Source organism: Silvimonas soli (assembly GCF_030035605.1).
Lineage (GTDB): Bacteria > Pseudomonadota > Gammaproteobacteria > Burkholderiales > Chitinibacteraceae > Silvimonas > Silvimonas soli.
In genome coordinates this window covers 1,637,351-1,656,696 of record NZ_CP106736.1, presented here as the reverse complement: position 1 = coordinate 1,656,696, position 19,346 = coordinate 1,637,351, and the positions used below count along the sequence as shown (strand labels likewise).

General features: G+C 56.8%; 18 protein-coding genes. 7 read left to right on the top strand and 11 right to left on the bottom strand.

The window, feature by feature from the left end:
• Position 1: 1 nt before the first annotated feature.
• The gene (locus N7220_RS07570) at positions 2-364 is read right to left on the bottom strand and encodes a nuclear transport factor 2 family protein (protein ID WP_283150849.1); all 363 of its coding nucleotides are present in this window, start codon (positions 362-364) and stop codon (positions 2-4) included.
• A 109-nt stretch (positions 365-473) separates the two neighbouring features.
• Entirely contained in the window at positions 474-1,070 is a 597-nt protein-coding gene (locus N7220_RS07565; RefSeq protein WP_283150848.1) for a 6-pyruvoyl trahydropterin synthase family protein, read from the bottom strand.
• Positions 1,071-1,667: 597 nt separating this feature from the next.
• Between N7220_RS07565 and N7220_RS07560 the strand changes: the two genes are divergently transcribed.
• Both N7220_RS07560 and N7220_RS07555 read left to right on the top strand, forming a co-directional pair.
• Positions 1,668-4,394, top strand: coding sequence for a chitinase C-terminal domain-containing protein (locus N7220_RS07560; protein WP_283150847.1), 2,727 nt, complete (start codon positions 1,668-1,670; stop codon positions 4,392-4,394).
• A 395-nt stretch (positions 4,395-4,789) separates the two neighbouring features.
• Positions 4,790-5,227: a hypothetical protein gene (locus tag N7220_RS07555; RefSeq protein ID WP_283150846.1), complete on the top strand. Its 438-nt coding sequence runs from the start codon at positions 4,790-4,792 to the stop codon at positions 5,225-5,227.
• 72 nt (positions 5,228-5,299) lie between these two features.
• Here N7220_RS07555 and tal read toward each other — a convergent pair whose 3' ends face one another.
• The 3 genes from tal to phoB all read right to left on the bottom strand — a co-directional run bounded on the left by tal (position 5,300) and on the right by phoB (position 8,727).
• Positions 5,300-6,379, bottom strand: coding sequence for a transaldolase (tal, locus tag N7220_RS07550; RefSeq protein WP_283150845.1), 1,080 nt, complete (start codon positions 6,377-6,379; stop codon positions 5,300-5,302).
• Positions 6,380-6,637: 258 nt separating this feature from the next.
• The gene (gene phoR, locus N7220_RS07545; protein WP_283150844.1) at positions 6,638-7,927 is read right to left on the bottom strand and encodes a phosphate regulon sensor histidine kinase PhoR; all 1,290 of its coding nucleotides are present in this window, start codon (positions 7,925-7,927) and stop codon (positions 6,638-6,640) included.
• A gap of 113 nt (positions 7,928-8,040) precedes the next feature.
• Entirely contained in the window at positions 8,041-8,727 is a 687-nt protein-coding gene (gene phoB / locus N7220_RS07540; RefSeq protein WP_283150843.1) for a phosphate regulon transcriptional regulator PhoB, read from the bottom strand.
• A gap of 296 nt (positions 8,728-9,023) precedes the next feature.
• On the opposite strand from phoB, the gene N7220_RS07535 reads away from it, so the two are divergent.
• The 5 genes from N7220_RS07535 (at position 9,024) to N7220_RS07515 (ending at position 12,522) form a co-directional block, all read left to right on the top strand.
• A complete protein-coding gene (locus N7220_RS07535) occupies positions 9,024-9,905 on the top strand; it encodes a D-amino acid aminotransferase (protein ID WP_283150842.1) in 882 nt (293 codons plus the stop codon).
• Positions 9,902-10,207, top strand: a complete 306-nt coding sequence (locus tag N7220_RS07530) for a YbeD family protein (protein WP_283150841.1) — start codon at positions 9,902-9,904, stop codon at positions 10,205-10,207. The genes N7220_RS07535 and N7220_RS07530 overlap by 4 nt, the downstream gene beginning before the upstream one ends.
• A gap of 117 nt (positions 10,208-10,324) precedes the next feature.
• On the top strand, positions 10,325-10,936 hold the full coding sequence (lipB, locus tag N7220_RS07525; RefSeq protein ID WP_390901579.1) for a lipoyl(octanoyl) transferase LipB: 612 nt from the start codon (positions 10,325-10,327) through the stop codon (positions 10,934-10,936).
• Between the two features lie 36 nt (positions 10,937-10,972).
• Positions 10,973-11,965, top strand: coding sequence for a lipoyl synthase (gene lipA / locus N7220_RS07520; protein WP_283150840.1), 993 nt, complete (start codon positions 10,973-10,975; stop codon positions 11,963-11,965).
• A 101-nt stretch (positions 11,966-12,066) separates the two neighbouring features.
• Positions 12,067-12,522 (top strand): acyl-CoA thioesterase, encoded by a 456-nt coding sequence (locus tag N7220_RS07515; protein WP_283150839.1) that lies wholly within the window; start codon positions 12,067-12,069, stop codon positions 12,520-12,522.
• Positions 12,523-12,537: 15 nt separating this feature from the next.
• Here N7220_RS07515 and N7220_RS07510 read toward each other — a convergent pair whose 3' ends face one another.
• The 6 genes from N7220_RS07510 to N7220_RS07485 all read right to left on the bottom strand — a co-directional run bounded on the left by N7220_RS07510 (position 12,538) and on the right by N7220_RS07485 (position 19,117).
• Entirely contained in the window at positions 12,538-13,653 is a 1,116-nt protein-coding gene (locus N7220_RS07510; RefSeq protein ID WP_283150838.1) for a VanZ family protein, read from the bottom strand.
• 52 nt (positions 13,654-13,705) lie between these two features.
• Positions 13,706-14,764 (bottom strand): ABC transporter substrate-binding protein, encoded by a 1,059-nt coding sequence (locus N7220_RS07505; protein ID WP_283150837.1) that lies wholly within the window; start codon positions 14,762-14,764, stop codon positions 13,706-13,708.
• 120 nt (positions 14,765-14,884) lie between these two features.
• Positions 14,885-15,949, bottom strand: a complete 1,065-nt coding sequence (locus N7220_RS07500) for an ABC transporter substrate-binding protein (protein WP_283150836.1) — start codon at positions 15,947-15,949, stop codon at positions 14,885-14,887.
• A gap of 100 nt (positions 15,950-16,049) precedes the next feature.
• Complete coding sequence (locus N7220_RS07495; protein ID WP_283150835.1) at positions 16,050-16,829, bottom strand: ABC transporter permease; 780 nt, start codon at positions 16,827-16,829, stop codon at positions 16,050-16,052.
• Positions 16,819-17,748, bottom strand: a complete 930-nt coding sequence (locus N7220_RS07490; RefSeq protein ID WP_283150834.1) for an ABC transporter permease — start codon at positions 17,746-17,748, stop codon at positions 16,819-16,821. The genes N7220_RS07495 and N7220_RS07490 overlap by 11 nt, the downstream gene beginning before the upstream one ends.
• Positions 17,749-18,028: 280 nt before the next feature.
• The gene (locus N7220_RS07485) at positions 18,029-19,117 is read right to left on the bottom strand and encodes an ABC transporter ATP-binding protein (protein ID WP_283150833.1); all 1,089 of its coding nucleotides are present in this window, start codon (positions 19,115-19,117) and stop codon (positions 18,029-18,031) included.
• Between the last annotated feature and the right edge of the window lie 229 nt (positions 19,118-19,346).

Here is a 19,346-nt window from a genome sequence, read left to right as displayed (position 1 = left end):
GTTACCAGGTCGGCTCGTCCAGAAAATGCACGCTGCTGATCAGCCCGTCGTGAACTTCATAAATGGCCACGGCCATCACCGGTTGTTTTTCCAGCCCGTACACTTCCTCGTGATCAATCACCACATTGCCGTAAACAATGCGCTGACGAATCTGCACGCTTAGATCGGGCAAGTTGAAACGGTAATCCCGGTAGTAATCCGCCAGCGCATCCCGGCCCTCCAGCCGCGCGGCCCCGGATGGCCAGCCGGAAATGACGACATGCGGCGAGTAACAAGCCACAAAGCGGTATAGATCGTGCGCGTTGTAGGCATCGACTTGTGCGGCAACGACTGCTTCGGGGGACAAAATGGTGGCGACATTCATGGGCTATCGTCCTGTGCTGGGGGCGGGTATTTCACAGGGATAGCATATGCCAGCGCGGCTAGCGAGGACGATTATATTTGCAAGATCCGCCGCTACTGCGGCGGCCGCATCAGCCTTTGATTTGTAGCGGCACTTCTGGGTTGATGAACGCTTCGCCAGCGATCAGTTTTTCCATCATTTGCGGGTCATGCCATTCGGCTTTTACCTGCTCCGAAAACACCAGGTCTTGCAGGCGAATGATGCCCATGCGCTCATTCACGGCGTCTTCACGGAATGCCTGCGCGTAACCGGTTTCGGTTTCGTGGGCGATCACCGAATGCAGGCGCACATCGCTCTCGCCGTTTTTCATGATCGTGTTCTGCAGGATCGCGTCGATCACCACAAAGAACATGCGGGCAAATTGCTCGGCCGAAGGCGATACCGGCACGGCAATCCAGCGTGCGCTGAATTCTTTGGATAAACGAATGTATTCGGGGTCGTCTTTATCCCAGAAACAGATGGCGTGATCAAACGCATCGATCACGTCTTTGATGGTGCTTTTCATCAGACCAAAGTCGTACACCATCTGGCCGTTGTCCAGGGCGTGCGCTTCCAGCAGCACTTCAACCTTGTAGCTATGGCCGTGGATCGAACGGCGGCAGCGGTCTGAAGAACAGTTGCGCACGATATGTGCACTTTCAAATTTGAACAGCTTGCGGATCAGCATGAATAAAACCTGAGTAATGAACTCGGGTTTTATCAGAAACCGGCTATCGACTGCAAGCGGCAGGGCGATCCAACCGCTTTATCGGCAAAATTGGCCGTGTTGCGTTGCAGCCTGGGACAAGGTTTGTCGTAAGTATTGTAAGTAGTTTGCCGTATGCGACTGACGTCAAAGGCGCGTTGACGCGTCTGGTTGACATCCGGCTGTCACAGACCAGTGGTAGCGCTTTCTGAAGTGGTATTTCCCGGTCTTCAACAGTAATCCCTGATTTTTGTGCTGCGGCAAAACGGTTTGCGGAAAAAACTGGCATTGCATCGGCGCAATCCGTCCTCCGATCCTGTTTATGTTGCAGCGCAATATGTCGCGTTCAACGCACTGGTCTGGTTGTGCCACGGGCAGGCGTTTGGCGGCAGCGGCGCTTGCCTTGACACACTTGGGGTGCTTCAAGCTAATCGAAGGTTCAAGGGCAGAATGCGGCCCCATAAGCATTCGCCCGCGAGCGCGTAATCCGGCTTTTCTTACAAGCCTGCGCTTGAAAGGCCCGTCGAAATCATGAACGGGTCACTTCGATATAAACAAAACTGGATTGGAGACTTAACCATGAAAAGCAAGCGGCTGGCCCTGGCGGCCTTGCCCATTGCCCTGGCTGCGGTATACGCGTTCGCCGCGTACCCGACCTGGCAAGATGGCGGTACCTATACCGCTGGCACGATCGTTTATTACAACGGTCACGATTATCAAGCGCTGGTAACCCAGACCGATTATGTCGGTGCCAACTGGAACCCGGCGGCAACCCCGAGCCTGTGGAAAGATCTTGGCGCGGATGCCGGCGGCACACCAACGCCGACCCCAACGCCAGCACCGACTCCTACCCCAACACCAGCTCCGACACCGACTCCTACCCCAACACCTGCGCCGACTCCGACGCCAACCCCGGCACCTACTCCAACACCAACGCCCACTCCGGCACCGACTCCCTCCGGTAACTGTAATGCAGCGTGGAATGCCACCACTGCCTATAGCACTGGCGCGCTGGTCAGCCTGAATGGCGTGAACTACCAGGCCAACTGGTGGACCCAGGGCCAGAGCCCGGCTACCAATTCCGGTGTTACGGGCAGCGGCCAGCCGTGGTTGATCGTCGGTAACTGTGGCAATACAACACCGACGCCGACGCCGACGCCGACGCCGACACCGACGCCGACACCGACACCGACACCGACACCGACACCGACACCGACACCGACACCAACACCAACACCAACACCAACACCAACACCAACACCAACACCAACACCGACACCAGCGCCAGGCCCGACACCAACGCCTGCACCAACCCCGTCAGCCAATGCTTGCCGTCCGGATGGTCTGATCCCCGGTGCGACCGGCGTGCCGTATTGCAAGGTGTATGACGCCAATGGCCGTGAAGTGCTGGCCAACGGGCTGAATCGCCGGATCGTGGGTTACTTCGCCAGCTGGCGCACCGGTGTGGATGGCACTCCGTCTTACCTGGTGAACAACGTGCCATGGAACAAGATCTCGCACCTGAACTACGCGTTTGCGACGGTTGACCAGAACACCTACAAGATCGCCATTGATACCAGCGCCACCAGCGCCGATATCAACCTGACCTGGCCGGGTGTGGCTGGCGCGCAGATGGACACCTCGTTGCCATACAAGGGGCACTTCAACCTGCTGGCGCAATACAAGAAAGCCAACCCGAACGTCAAAGTGATAATGTCGATTGGCGGCTGGGCGGGCGGTACTGGTTTCTACACCATGACCACCAATGCCGATGGCTCCACCAACACGGCCGGGATCAATACCTTTGCCGATTCGGTCGTGGCGTTCCTGCGTCAGTACACGTTCTTTGATGGCGTGGACATCGACTACGAGCACCCAACCACCAACTCGCAAGCCGGTAACCCGGACGACTTCTCCATCTCGGGGCCACGTCAGAAAGGTTTGATGACCAGCTACAACTTGTTGCTCAAAACCCTGCGCCAGAAACTGGATGCCGCAGCGGCCAACGACAACAAGTACTACATGCTGAGCATTGCCGGTTCGGCTTCGGGCTGGATTCTGCGTGGCGAAGAAAACATGTCCGGTCTGCAGTATCTGGACTACGCCAGCTTGATGTCCTACGACCTGCATGGCGCATGGAACCAGTATGTCGGTCCGAACGCCGCGCTGTTTGACGATGGCAACGATGCTGAACTGAAGGCGGGTGGCGTGTACGGCGCTTCGCAATACGGCGGCATTGGTTATCTGAACACCGACTGGGCCTTCCACTATTATCGTGGCGCAATGCAAGCAGGCCGGATCAACCTGGGTGTGCCGTACTACACCCGTGGCTGGAAGGGCGTGACGGGCGGCACCAACGGCTTGTGGGGTACTTCGCCGACAGTGAGCAGCACCATTACTTGCAAGGGCATTGCGACTTGCGGTCAGGGTGCGACCGGTATCGATAACGTGTGGTATGACCTGGACACCCAAGGCAATCCGGTGCCGGGCGGGGGCAACCCGTTGTGGCATACCCTGAACTTGCAGAATGGCATCGTTCCGGACTATCTGGACGCCTACAAGGTGACCGAGAAGACCATCACCGGCACGTATGTTCCTAACTACAGCGCAACGCTGGTCGCGCCGTGGTTGTGGAATGCCACCAAGCAAGTGTTCCTGTCGACCGAAACCGAGCAGTCCATCCAGGCCAAGGCCCAATATATCGTGAACAACGGTATCGGCGGCGCCATGATCTGGGAACTGGCCGGTGACTATGCCTGGAACGCCAGCATGAACGGCGGCAAGGGCGAGTACTACATGGGCACCACGCTGACCACCGACATCTACAACGCCTTCACCGCTGCCGCGCCGTATGGCAACAAGAAGGCCGAAACCACACTGCCGACGACCTCGGTAGCGCTGGGGATTACGCTGGATCAGTGGCCGCTGGGCGATAACAACTACCCGATCACCCCCAAGATGGAGTTGACCAACAACACCACGCAAACCATCCCGGGCGGTACCACGATCGAGTTTGATTACCCGGTTTCGACTCCGGCCACCATGGCGGATCAGTCTGGCTTCGGTTTGACCAATACTTCGGCGGGTTACAGTGGTCCGAACAATATTGGTGGCTTCAAGGCCAACTACAACCATGCCAAGTTCAGCGTTCCGACCTGGCAAACCATCGCCCCGGGGCAGACTGTGACCGTGGCGTTGAACTACTACCTGCCGATCTCTGGTCCGTCGAACTATGTCGTGACCATTGGCGGTACCAAGTACATCCTGCAGCAAGAGAATCCCGATGCAACCGTGGGCTTGAAATAAGTCGCGTTGACGCTGACGATATCTCCTTGAACGGACGGGCCGGTCGCAAGACTGGCCCGTTTTTTATTGCCTGGCGGATATAGGATTCGGCTCTTCCCACGCCGGGCATGCGCGCACCAGTTACGCCTTCATTGCGGTTAAATCGTCACGAATTTGTCACTTTCTGACGTCGGCGTCGCCATATGGCGACAGTCATACCGCATTCAAATCAAGCAAATAGCCATATGGCATAGAGTAAGCGTCGCTATATGGCGACGTCATGAGTTCTTAACCTGGCTGAAACAAGTCAGCAATGAACTGGCATGTTGGCTAAGTCTCTGAAAACAAGGCGTCTTGCCACAGCTGGCCCGGTTCTTGCTGTTAAGCAGGCCACTCAGATTATTCCAGCCGTCGATATGAAACGAATTGCAGTTGCAGGTTGTTTTGCCGCCGTCCTGTTCGCCTTGGCCAGCCCGGCCCAAGCCATGTATACCGCCTGGCCATTCAATGGCCGCGTTATCAATCAAAGCACCGCCAGTATTGCCGCGTGGGATGGCGAGCACGACTTCTATGCCATTGCGGGAGGCATGACCTCATCCAACCTGTACGACGTGGACCACATCCGCGCTGCAGCCAATAGCAACTGGTGCAAGATCGGCGCCAATACGGTGACCGTGTCGCCCCTCGGCCACATCAGTGGTTGTGAGTGCTGGGTGGCCAATGCTGCGGACGAATGTGCGCCAGGCCAGCAGCGTTCTGTGGTGGCGCAGGTGGCCTCGCTGGTGTTCGGGCGTGAGCGTACGCAACTGATGGTGGCCTATCTGGAACGGGCGCAAGCATTGATGACGGGTTGAGTGTCTTGAGCGAGACCAATAAAAAAACCGGCCATGAAAGCCGGTTTTTTTATGCCAGTGAGACTGGACCAATTATTTGGTCAGTTCCAGCAGCTTTTCAAACGCTTCGTCAAACAGCTTCAGACCTTCAACCTGCAGTTGTTCACCGATCAGGTTGTAGTTAATGCCTACCTTGCGCAGTTGGACCAGAGTCTCAACCGCAGCTTCGGTGTTGGTTTCCAGCTTGTCAGCAGCAACGCCGTGATCGCGGAATGCGTTCAGGGTAGCGTCTGGCACGGTGTTAACGGTTTCTGGCCCGATCAGCTCTTCCACGTACATGGTGTCGCGGAAAGCAGCGTTCTTGGTGCCGGTGGATGCCCACAGCAGACGTTGTGGATGTGCGCCCTTGGCTTTCAGATCCGCAAAGCGGCTGCCGTGGAACAGCTTCTTGTAGTGCTGGTAAGCCACCTTGACGAAAGCGATAGCTACTTTGCCCGACAGAGCCTTGGCTTCTGGTGTGCCCAGCGCTTCCAGCTTTTTGTCGATCAGGGTATCAACGCGGGACAGGAATACCGATGCCACTGCGCGGATGTGATCAATCGGCAGGCCAGCAGCAACACGTGCTTCCAGACCGCGCACGTAGGCGTTGGTCACGTCATCAACATGCTTCAGGTTGAACATCAGTGTGATGTTCACGTTGATGCCGGAGGTGATCAGTTCTTCAAACGCGATCACGCCAGCTGGAGTAGCCGGAACCTTGATCATGGCGTTTGGACGATTGATGGCAGCCCACAGACGCTTGGCGTTGTCGATGGTGCCTTGTGCGTCGTTAGCCAGAGTCGGCGAGACTTCCAGGCTGACGTAGCCATCCAGACCCTTCGTGTCGCGGTACATCGGTGCGGTCAGGTCGCAAGTGGCTTGAATGTCCGGCACAACCAGTGCTTCGTAGCGTTGTTCAGCGGTCAGGTCTTGCTTTTTCAGCTCAGCCAGGTCGCCTGCATACAGTTCATCGGAGCTGATGGACTTGTAGAAAATCGCCGGGTTGGATGTGACGCCAGCGATGTCGTCTTCCTGGATCAGGCGAGCCAGTTCGCCGGATTTCAGCAGGCCGCGGGACAGGTTATCCAGCCAGATACGTTGCCCGAAGGGCTTGATGGCAGCGATTCTACTCATTGCATTCACCTCAAATTCATACGTTGTCATAAAAAGGCGTAACCGCCCAATTCATCCGTCATTATCCGCTAATGACACTGTGTTGGACATGCGATCACTTCGAAGATTTCACACTACCGGCTCGCGTAGCGCCCGGCGGTACGCAAGTATATGGGGCCAGGGCGCATAAATAAAACACAAGAATCGGGGTTTTCCCGACGTACGCCCTCGCATTGGGCTGCTTTTTGCGAATTTCTGGCCGTTACAGATCACGCCAGCTCAGTCACTTAGCGAGCGATGCGGTGGGAAGCGCACCGAAAATTCGCTGCCTTCACCCAGCCGGGATTTCACTGCCAGCTGCGCCTGATGCCGCTGCAGAATATGTTTAACAATCGCCAGCCCCAGCCCGGTACCACCGGTCGAACGCGAACGACCGCGATCCACCCGGTAAAAGCGCTCGGTCAGTCGCGGCAAATGTTCGGGCGCCACGCCGATGCCGGTATCCTGGACACTGAACACAGGTTGCTCGCCATCGGCTTGCCAGTTGATGGTGATCTGCCCGCCGGTCGGCGTGTAGCGAATGGCATTGGACACCAGGTTGCCAAACGCCGAATGCAGTTCGTCGTGATTACCAATCAAGCGGATCGGCGCCAGAGTGCCGATGCGGATTTCATGGCGACCTTGCGACAAACCGGCCGCTTCGGCCTGCATCAGTTTCATCAATTGCGGCACGTCGACTTCTTCTTCCTTCATCTGCTGGCCGTTTTCCAGCCGCGACAAAGTCAGCAAGTCATCCACCAGCCGTTGCATGCGCTGGGTCTGGTCGTACATCAATTGCAGTTGCTGGCCGCGCGTGGTCTCGTCCAGTTGCGGAATGTCGATCATGGTCTCGATAAACCCGCCGACCACCGTCAGCGGCGTGCGCAGTTCGTGCGAGACATTGGCAATGAAGTCGCGGTGCACCGTCTGGACCCGATCCAGCTGGGTGATATCGCGCGACAGCAGCAATTTGCGGGTTGAATCAAACGGCACCAGTTGCACTGACAACACCTGTTCGTGAGGACGAGTCGTGCGCAGCATCAGCGGGTGCGCAAAATCCTGCATGCGCAGATATTCGCGCAGGCTCGGCTGACGCACGATGTTGGTGACGATTTGCCAGATGTCGGTAACACGATCAATGCCCAGATGCTGGCTGGCGGCCTGATTGCACCATTCAATCCGGTCGTGTTCATCCAGCATGATCACGCCATCAGGCAACGCTTCGCCAGCGCTGGTAAAGCGCTCCAGCATATGTGCCAGCCGTTCCTGGGTTTTCTTTTGCGAACGAACCTGGTCATACAGCCGGTCGAACAAGTCTTGCCACAGCAGAAAACTGCCAGGCACGTTATCAACGCGCGGGTTACGCATCCAGCGCAGCAAACGGGCCAGATTGAACAAATGGAATGCGGTGGCCATTCCAAGAATGATCACCGCCAGAGATAAACCCCAGAGCGGCCCGGCGATGGCAGACACCAGCAAGGCCACGAGGGCGATAGAAATATAGTAAATGGTCGAGCGCAGCCAAATCATCGAAAAGTCCGAAAGCGGAACGGGTTTTTATGCGGTCGAGACTGGCATGAGTTTATTACGATTTTTCCACCGGCTTACGGTTTTATAAAGCCGGTGGATTTTTCAACTGGTTTTTATTGTGCGGAAAGGCGGTAACCGGTGCCGCGCACAGTCTGGATTAACCGGTCATAGCCGGAGATTTCCAGTGCCGAGCGCAGACGGCGGATATGTACGTCCACGGTGCGCTCTTCCACAAACACATGATCACCCCAGACCTGATCAAGCAATTGGGCGCGCGAGTGTACACGCTCCGGGTGAGTCATGAAAAAATGCAGCAGACGAAATTCCGTCGGGCCCAGATCAATCGGGTCGCCGTTGCCGGTGACACGGTGAGTGGTTGGGTCCAGCCGCAAACCTTGTACTTCGACCAAGTCATCCGTCACTTGCGGCGAGCGGCGACGTAGCACCGACTTGATGCGCGCTTGCAGTTCACGCGGGCTGAATGGCTTGGTGATGTAATCATCGGCACCGGTATCCAGCCCAATAATCTTGTCTTGTTCATCCGAACGCGCGGTGAGCATGATCAACGGAATCTGGCGGGTACGTTCTTCGCCGCGCAGCTTGCGGGCAAATTCAATGCCGGTCATGCCGGGCAGCATCCAGTCCAGCAAAATCAGATCGGGCAAAGCATTACGCACGATATGCGCTGCAGATTCGGCTGAATCGGCCCGCATGACGTGATGGCCGGCCTGAGTCAGGTTGAAGGAAATCAGTTCCTGGATGGCTGGTTCGTCTTCAACGAGCAAGATATTGGCTGGCATCGGGTTAAAACCTCGCAGTGGTTGCGGTTAGGGCGCTTCAAGCTGCCATCCCGAGGGTGGCTCATCTCCGAGTGAAACCAGCTCAAATGGCCAGTTTTCAATTGTTGTATGCGACGTGGGCGCCCGAAAATTGTTGCGAGATTAAGGCTCTAATGTGAACAGAATATTACAAGTTTTTAATAAGGCCTTCCTGACAACGCCAGCGGTTGTCTGAGTTGACGGTAAATCACCAGGTTTCAGCAGGCCCAGCCAAGGCCATAATGGAATATTACTTTGTGCAGCCCTGAGACTTCGCCATGCAAATTCCCGAACTCACCGCTTATCTGAATGGCCGTTTTGCCCCGCTGGAGCAACTCCAGGTGCCGGTGCTGGATCGCGGATTTCTGTTTGGTGACGGTGTGTACGAAGTCATTCCGGTGTACAGCCGCTTGCCGTTCCGGCTGGATGAACACCTGACCCGGCTGGAAAACAGCCTGGCTGCCGTGCAGATCGATAACCCGCATTCGCGGGAAACCTGGCGAACGCTGATTCTGGAGATCATCCGCTTGCAGGGTTTTGCCGATCAGTCGGTCTATTTGCAGGTAACCCGCGGGCCAGCGTACCCGCGTAATCATGTGATTCCGACGAAAGTTGAACCCACGGTGTTGATCTATGCCGACCCGCTGACTCAGCCGTCGCCGGATCTGGTAGAGCAGGGCGTCGCGGTGGTTTCTGCGGCGGATATCCGCTGGCTGCGTTGCAATATCAAGGCCACGACACTGCTCGCCAACGTGTTGCTTCGTCAGTTGGCGGTGGCTGAAGGGGCGGCGGAAACGGTACTATTTAGGGATGGCCTCTTGATAGAAGGCTCATCGAGCAACATCTTTGTGGTCATTCAAGGCGAAATACTGGCCCCACCACCCTCGCATCTGATGCTCACCGGCATCACTTACGACCTCATCCTGGAACTGGCCCGACAACATGGTATGGCGCATCGGGTTTGTGAGATCACCGAGCAGCAAGTGCGTGATGCCGACGAAGTCTGGCTGACTTCATCGTCCAAAGAGGTGTTGGCAGTGGTGATTATGGATGGCCGCCCGGTTGGTAGCGGGCAGCCCGGGCCATTGTTCCGGGCCATGTATCGCCATTATCAGCAATTCAAGCGCGACGTAATGCGCCACAAGGAGCCACAAGCATGAGCGAAGTTAACCTGACTGATCTGGGCCAGCCCAAGCTGGAAGACCTGGTTGAGTTTCCCGTGTTGATCCCGGTAAAAGCGGTGAGCCGCAAGCAGGTCGCCCAGGACGAATTTCACGCTGCGCTGATGGAAGTGACCGTACAGCATATCCCCGGCTTTTTGGCTGAGCTGGTCACCATTCGCGAAAGCCGTGAAGGCAATTACTACGCCGCCACGCTCTCCATTACGTTTGAGAGCGTTGAACAAGTGCACGCCATTGATGCCGCGTTGCGGGCGCATCCGCTGGTACGCATGGTGTTGTGATGGTGTGTCCCGCTCAACCGGGGCTAAAAGGAGCAAGGCGTGAGGCGTGAGGAGAACAACGGTGTGCTGGTCGCCACAGAGGGCTGGCACGATCAGCAACCGGCTGAGGTCGGCGGCGTGCTGGTCCGCCCGCTCGGCCTGCAAGCCTATGAGCCGACATGGCACGCCATGCAGGACTTCACCGATGCCCGAACGCCGGATAGCCAGGACGAAATCTGGTTGCTCGAGCACCCGCCGGTCTACACCCTGGGCCAGGCGGGCAAGCCGGAACACATCTTGCGCCAGACCGATATTCCCATCGTCAAGATTGATCGGGGCGGGCAGGTCACCTATCACGGTCCCGGCCAGCTGATCGCCTACACCATGCTGGACCTGCGTCGCAGCAAGCTCGGTGTGCGTGAACTGGTGCGCAAGCTGGAACAAAGCGTTATCAACTTGCTGGCAGACTTTGATATCGAAGCCTGGGGCAAGGTCGATGCGCCGGGCGTATATGTGCGTGATGAACTGGGCGAGGCCAAGATTGCCGCGCTGGGTTTGCGCATTCGTAATGGCTGTTCATTTCATGGTTTGTCGTTCAATGTCGGCATGGATTTGCAGCCGTTTGGCTGGATCAATCCGTGCGGCTACGAAGGCCTGCGGATTGCTCAATTGAGTGATTACGGCTTTGCCGAGACACCTGCCACGCTTGCGCGTAGAATGGCCGACAAAATTCTGCAACAAATCAACTGATTAACGCTTGCCACAAGCAAGGGTTGCGCTGACACGATGACTGAAGAACTCAAGACTGCCTCCGAGATTGCCTCCCCTGTTGCTTCCAACTCCGCCGGTGTAAAACACAAAGGCGAAGCCAAGACAGCGCGTATCCCGATCAAGATTGTTCCGCTGGAACAAAAGCTTAAGAAGCCGGACTGGATTCGCGTTACGGCGCCCAGCACCAATAGCCGCTTCTACGAAATCAAAGACATTCTGCGCAACCAGAAGCTGCACACGGTATGCGAAGAGGCGTCCTGTCCCAACATCGGGGAGTGCTTCGGCAAGGGCACAGCCACCTTCATGATCATGGGCGACATCTGTACCCGTCGCTGCCCGTTCTGCGATGTCGGCCACGGCCGTCCCAATCCGCTGGATGAGAACGAACCCCAACATCTGGCTGAAACCATCGCTGCGCTCAAGCTGCGTTACGTGGTGGTGACGTCGGTCGACCGTGACGATCTGCGTGACGGCGGTGCCCAGCATTTTGTGGAATGCATCCAGAAGACCCGCGCGGCCAGCCCGGCCACACAGATCGAAGTGCTGGTGCCGGATTTCCGCGGCCGCCTTGATATCGCTGTCGATATCTTTGCCGCTGGTTTGCCGGACGTGATGAACCACAATCTGGAAACCGTGCCGCGCTTGTACAAGCAAGCCCGCCCCGGCGCGGATTATCTGCATTCGCTCAAGCTGCTGAAAGACTTCAAGGCCAAATACCCGCACGTGAATACCAAGTCCGGGATCATGGTCGGTCTGGGCGAAACTGATGAAGAAATCCTGCAAGTGATGCGTGACATGCGCGATCACGACATCGACATGCTGACCATCGGCCAGTATCTGCAACCTTCCAATGGCCATCTGCCGGTGCTGCGTTATGTGCACCCGGATGTGTTCAAGATGTTTGAGGAAGAAGCGTACAAGATGGGCTTCAAGCACGCCGCCGTGGGTGCGATGGTGCGTTCGAGCTATCATGCCGACGCGCAGGCGCATCACGCTGGCGTGGTTTAAGTCAGACGCTGCAAATAATCCAGATGACGCCGGGCTTGCCCGGCGTTACTTTTGGTATATCCACATCGTATCTGCCGCGTTCACTTATCCAGGAACATTTCATGAGCGACACTCCCCGCCACCAGCTTTCCATGACCGTGTTGATGATGCCGGAAATGGCCAATTTTTCTGGCAACGTGCATGGTGGGCAATTGCTGAAACTGCTGGATGAAGTGGCCTATGCCTGTGCCAGCCGCTATGCAGGAACCTATGTGGTGACGCTGTCGGTGGATCAGGTCACCTTCAAGCAGCCGATTCACGTCGGCGAACTGGTGACTTTTCTGGCCAGCGTGAACTACACCGGGCGCACCTCAATGGAAATCGGCATCAAGGTGATCGCCGAGAACATCCGCGAGCGTACGGTACGGCACACCAATAGTTGCTACTTCACCATGGTGGCGATAGGGGACGATGGTAAAACCACGCCAGTGCCACTGTTTGAGCCAGAAAAACAGATCGAGAAAAAGCGCTGGCAGGATGCCGAAGCACGGCGTATAGCGCGACTGCACAAGCCCTGAGTCGCATTTGCGCACTCACCAGTCGGGCTCGTTCTCGCTGCGGTAGGTCGCGGCAAAGCCCAGCAGGAACAACATGGTGCCGTAGGGCCACAGATCGCTGATCAGCGCCGCCAGTCCGCGGAAGTGCATCAGATGGCCGTAGTTCCAGCGGAACAACGGCAAAATGGCCGACAGTTGGGGTGTGAGTGGCCACATCCAGCTCACCAATACGGTCGCCAGCAAGCACACGGCCCCGGCCAGCGCCCGCCATGGGCGTTTCAGCCGCAACAGCACTGCCAGCAAGGGTAGTGCTGCCAAGCCACCCAAAGCCACGTTGTGGTTGATCCAGGCAAAAAAATCCACCCACTTGAGCATGGCCCCGGCAAAGACGATTTTGCTGGCTAGCACCACCGTGACCAGCAACGCAATCGCGCGGGGTATCTCGCGGCTGTGGCGCACCAGCACTGACACAAACAAGCATACGCCCAGTGTGTTGAGCATCATGCCGCAGCCTTCCAGCAGGTTCAAAAACAAAGCTGGATCGCCCATGGGCGCAAGAATGGGTTGCGGGATGCCGCGTGGTTCATCGACCACGCCAAAGAACGGCACGGATGGATCGAACTGGGTAATCAGCCATAGGCCCAGCCACACCATGCCCCATTCCGCTGCACCACCGGGAAACAGGTGCGAATGCCGGAACACCAGCCAGCGCCGTTGTGAGCGGCGCATCGCCACAATCACCGACACAAACGCGCCAATGACGCTGCCGCAGCCATTGGAGAGGATGTCCATATTGGACGCCACCCGGGTCGGAATGAACTGCTGCACAAATTCGACCCCGCACGACGTGAGGATGCCGATCAGCGCTGCCAGTAAGGGCCCGAGCCAGCGCCAGCGCCGCATGGCCAGCGCGGCGGATAATCCCAGCGGGAAATAAGCAACCACGTTGATCAGATTGTCGAAAAACGTGAAGTAATACGGCAGCGGGTAGGTATAGAAGGCAAAGATCGGTTCACCGGTAAAACGCCAGCCGGAGAACGGGTAAAACGAGACCAGCAGCACAACCAGCAGGTAGCACCAGAAGAAGTAGCGCGCCACGCGAGTGGGGGCAGTACGGTGGGCCAGGAAGCTGATGGGAGGGAGTGCGCGCATGAGGCCGGAGGGCAATGAAAAAAGGGTAGCCAGACTGGCTACCCCTTGAAGCTTACCGGGCGGTCTTCACTTCCGTCCAGAGCCGGTTCAGATCACGCAGCGGTTTGCCTTCCAGAGCGTTGAGTTGATACAGCTTTTTCATATCAGCTGGAGCCGGGAATACCGCGGTGTTTTTCTTGATGTCAGCTTGCACAAACTGGCCGGCGGCGGCGTTCGGGTTGCCCGAGCCGATCATGTTGGTCAGATCGGATGCATTTTTGCCATCAGTCATGAAGTTGATGAACTTGAACGCCAGATCCGGACGCGGTGCGGACTTCATCACCATCACATTATCCACCGACAAGGTGTTGCCTTCTTTTTGCAGGACATACGCCACGCCAAACGGACGCTTGGCGGTGTGGGCATCAGCGTTGGCCTGGAAGAAATCGCTGGAATAACCATGCGCCAGCCAGATGTTACCGACCGTGAGTTCCTTGATGTAACTCTGGTTATTGAACGCAGCCCAGTAAGGCTTGGCCTTGATGATGGTGTCCTTGGCCTTTTGCCATTGTTTCATGTCCGTGCTGTTCGGATTGAAACCGTTGTACATCATGGCGGCAGCAAACAGTTCTTTCGGGTCGTCCAGTACGGTGACTTTGCCCTTGATCTTGCTCAGCACTGCCGGATCAAAAATGGCAGACCAACTGGTCGGATCAATGCCCAGTTCCTTGATCTTTTTGTCGTTGTAACCAATCAACGTGGTGGTGAAAGCGTAAGGGATCGAGTACTTGTTGCCCGGATCAAACTGGCTGTTCATGAACGCCGGGTTCATGTTCTTGATGTTCGGGATTTTGGTTTTATCCAGCGGCTGCACAAGGCCTTGCTTGATCAGCGGCGGCAGGGCAAAGCCGGTAGGGACGATCACGTCGTAACCCTTGGCGCCAGCGGCCAGCTTGGCCAGCATTTCTTCCATGGCACCGTAGTAATCCTGCACCACTTTACATTTGCAGTCGGCTTCAAAGCGCTTTACGGTTTCCGGCGCGATGTAGTTGTTCCAGTTGTAGATATGCAAAACATCTTCAGCGTGGGCGGCGCCTGCGGCCAACATCAAGGCCATCAAAAGCTTTTTCATCGGGTTGACACTCCAGTTGCGGAACCACAAAAAAGGGCGCGGAATACGCTGTCCCACGCCGGAAAACGGCGATTATGCCAGATCAGATATTCTGGAAAACCTCGCCGCAACGACTGTCGTTTATTTGCTGACCTTGATCTCGGTCCAGGCCTGATTCCACGCACGGCGGGTTTTGGCGTCCAGATCGGTCAATTGCTCCAGTTTGCTGGCTTGAGCGGAGCTCGGGGCGATAGCGGGCACGGCTTTCAAGTCTGCGCGCACAAAAGGCAAAGCAGCGGTGTTGGATGTGCCGGAGCCTACCTGATTGGTGGTTTCAGCCGCGTTTTTGCCATCAAGCATGAAGTTGATGAACTGATGCGCCAGATCGGCCCGTGGCGCGGCTTTGGCGACCACAAAGCTATCCGCGGTCATGCCGTTGCCTTCTTTTTGCAAGGCGTAACCTATCTTGAACGGGCGATTGGCTTTGGCGGCATCGCTGCGGGCCTGGTACATATCGTTCGAGTATCCCAGCGCCACCCAGATATTGCCGACCGTGAGTTCCTTGATGTAACTCTGGCTGTTGAATGCCGCCCAATACGGCTTGGCGGCCTCGATCGTCGCCACGGCTTTTTTCAGCTCGGCCGGATTGGTGGAATTGGCCGAAAAACCGTTGTACTTGAGCGCTTCGCCGATCACTTCACGCGGATCATCCAGTACGGTGATCTTGCCTTTGATCTTGGCCAGCACCTTGGGGTCGAAGGCAATGGCCCACGTGGTCGGGTCCAGGCCCAGCTCTTTGACCTTGGTTTCGTTGTATCCGACGAGTGTGACCGTGAAGTCATACGGCGCGGAATACTTGTTGCCCGGATCAAGCCTGGTATTGGCAAAAGCCGGGGCGATATTCTTGAGGTTGGATAACTTGCTGTGATCCAGCGGCTGCAGCAGGTTCAGTTTCACCAACGGCGTAATGCCGTAGTTGGCCGGTCCGATCACGTCAAAGCCGGTGGCACCTGCCGAGAGCTTGGCCAGCATCTCTTCTACCGAACCGTAATAAGTGGCTTCAACGCGGCATTTGCACTGGCTCTCAAACGCCTTGATGGTGCTGTCCGGCACCGCGTTGTTCCAATTGAACAAATGCAGCACATTATCGGCATGGGCGGCGCTGGCCAGTGCGACCAGTGAAAGCGACAACAACAGTTTTTTCATAACGTCCTTCCTCAATGAAACTGCCCGCCCCAATGATTGGGGCAGGCAGTTTACCGGCGAAAGAAGGTTCAGCACCGGGCCGAACCTGTAACTGGGGTTTTTAGTGACTGGCGCGCAAGGCACCCGGGGCGACTTTGGCGGCGATGACAATCAGTGCCAGCGTCAGCAGCATCAACAGCGAGGAAATCGCGTTCACTTCGGGCGTAACGGCAATCTTGAGCATGGAATAAATCTGCAGCGGCAGGGTAGACGCTCCAGCGCCGGCTACAAAGTAAGTAATCACAAAGTCATCAATCGAAAGTGTGAAAGCCATTAATGCGCCAGCGATGATGCCCGGCAGAATCAGCGGAAAGGTGACTTGCCAGAACGCTTGCAATGGCGATGCGCCCAGGTCGCGCGCGGCTTCCACCAGCGATTCATCCATCCCTTGCAAACGCGAGCGCACCACAATCGCCACGAAGCCAATCGAGAACGCAATGTGTGCCAGGCCAATCGACAGATAGCCCATGCTGAAGTTGAGCACGACAAAGAACATCAGCAGTGACAACGCCATCAGGATTTCCGGAATGGCAATCGGCGTCAGCACCAGCACTGGCAGCAAGCGCAGCTTGTACTTGTACATGGCCAGACCCGCCAGCGTGCCCAGAATGGTGGCGAAGAAGCTGGAGGTGACGCCAATCAGCAGCGAGTTGCGCGCCGCTGTGAGCATCTGGTCGTCGTTGAACAACACGCCGTACCACTGAGTGGTAAAGCCGACCCATTCCGCGTTCAGTTTGGAGTCGTTGAACGAGTACACCACCACAATCAGCAGCGGCATGTACAAAAATGCGTAAACCAGCAGGGACGCGCCCCACAGCCATTTGCTTTGTTTAGAGTGCATTGCGCTTACCTCCGCGACCAAGCATGGTCATGAAACCGGCCATCAGCAGCACGGACAGGGTGAGCATGATCGACAGCACCGAACCAAATGGCCAGTCGCGCGAATCCAGAAATTGTTGCTTGATCAGATTGCCGATCATGATGCCGTCGGTGCCGCCCACCAGATCAGGCACCGCAAAGATGCCCAGCGCCGGGATAAACACCAGCGCAGCTCCTGCGTAGACGCCCGGCAAGCTCAATGGCCAGGTGACTTTCCAGAAGCGTTGCCAGCGTGATGCGCCCAGATCCTGCGCGGCATCCAGCAAAGCCATGTCGTGCTTTTCCAGATTGGCGTACAGCGGCAGCACCATAAACGGCAGATGCACATAAACCAGCACGATGATCACGGCAAACGGCGTAAACAGAAACTGCTGCGGCGCGATGCCGATCCAGCCCAATGCCATGTTCACCACTTTGGCAAAGTAGCCTTGTGGCCCCAGGATAATCATCCAGGCATACACGCGGATCAGGAAGTTGCTCCAGAACGGCAAGATCACCAGCAGCACCAGCAAGTCACGCCATTTCTTCGGGCTGCGGGCAATCAGCCACGCCAGCGGGTAAGACATGCCCAGGCACAGTAGCGTGGTCAGCGCGGCATAACCGAATGACTTGATGAACAACTCGACGTACACCGCTTCCTGAAAGAAGCGCGCGAAGTTATCCAGCGTCAGGTAGTCGTGCCAGTTCTGGCTGTTCACCAGCAACACGGTTTTGCCGGTGGCCGGATCGGCGCCAATCAGCGGCAACAAGCCGCCGTAGTCGCCGGGAAAGCGGAATGCCGCAAACGCCATCAATGCCGTAGGGATGGCAAAGAAGAAGATCAGATATAGCAGCGGCGGGCCGGAAATCAGCCACTTTGCCAGGTTTTTTGAGCGCGCCATTAGGGCCGGTCCTCATTTGTTTTGCAGTCACCGTTCTGGTCCGCAAGCCGCCAGACAAGGCGTGAACCGCGGGCAATGGTTATTTCATTGGCAAGGTTCACAACACCGTATGGCGGCTTGCGGGCTAGAACCCTTCGGGCAGCCTTGCCCGGCTAGTCATGCAGTGTCATTCGTCGTTCATCTGGAATAACCAGACGTCTCTCCTCATTTCTTGCCTGACCAGCCGCTCAAGGCTGCGGTGGTTGCAAAACAAATGGGGACAGGCCCTGGCTGCCTCTCATCACGCCAGCAAGAAATGGCCAGCGTCGAAACGCCATGCCAGTTCTACCTGATCATTGTCATCAAAGAAGCGCGCGCGGCCCGATGCGGCGTTGGGCAGCATGGTCTCAATTTTCGTACCGTTTTCCAGTTCGACGATGTACACAGTCACGTCGCCCAGATACAGGCAGTCATGCACTGTGCCTTTGAAGTGGACTTCGTCGGCCACGCCGGTGGGCAGGGTTGCGGCCAGTTTGATTTTCTCGGGACGCAGGGTGAGCGTGCCTTGCTGGCCGACGGTGGCTCCCGCAACGGGCAGCGCTTCGGCCATGCCGACGCCGGCAATCTCTACCTTCATGCGCTCTGGGCCAATTTCGCGAATGGTGGCATCCAGCAAATTGCACTGGCCGATAAAGTCAGCCACAAAGCGGCTCTTGGGATAGCTGTAGATGTTCTCGGGGGCGTCCAGTTGCTCCACCTGGCCCTGGCTCATGACTGCAATACGATGCGACAGCGCCAGTGCTTCGCCTTGATCGTGCGTCACGTAAATAAACGTGATGCCGACTTCCTTTTGCAGGTTGATCAGTTCCAGCTGCATTTGCTCGCGCAGCTTGGCGTCCAGCGCCGACAGCGGTTCATCCAGTAGCAGCACGCGTGGGCGGTTCACCAGGGCGCGGGCAATGGCTACGCGCTGGCGCTGGCCACCGGACAATTCATGTGGAAAACGCTGCGCAAACTGGCCCAGGCGCACGTCATCCAGCACTTCGGTCACACGGGCTTTGACCTGATCGGCCGGGATATTGGCCATCTTCAACGGGAAAGCCACGTTCTGCGCCACTGTCATATGCGGGAACAGGGCATAGCTCTGGAACACCGTATGTACCGGGCGTTTTTCTGGCGGAACGCCATTGAGTGGTTTGCCATCCAGCAGCAACTGACCTTCATCCGGCTCTTCAAAACCGGCCAGCATGCGCAGCAATGTGGTCTTGCCACAGCCCGATGGTCCGAGCAGGGTAAAGAACTCGCCTGCTTCAACACTCAGGCTCACGTGGTTGACGGCGGTGAAGTCGCCGAAGCGTTTGACCACGTCCCGAATTTCCAGCAGTGCCATTGATCTACCCCAGCAAAAAAACGGCGGCCATTTTAACTAAATTCCTGCTCCCCTGGGCGGCCGTTTTACCCGTAAAGACAAGCAATTGCGTGGGGGCGGTGTGGTTGACAGGGCATTGTCCCGGCGTCGGCATCGCCGCAGCAAGCCTGATGCAAGCGTGTGTGGATCAAAATAGACAACGCTACGTCGCCAATATGACGACTGATGAAGTGCCGCGCCAGGCTGGCCA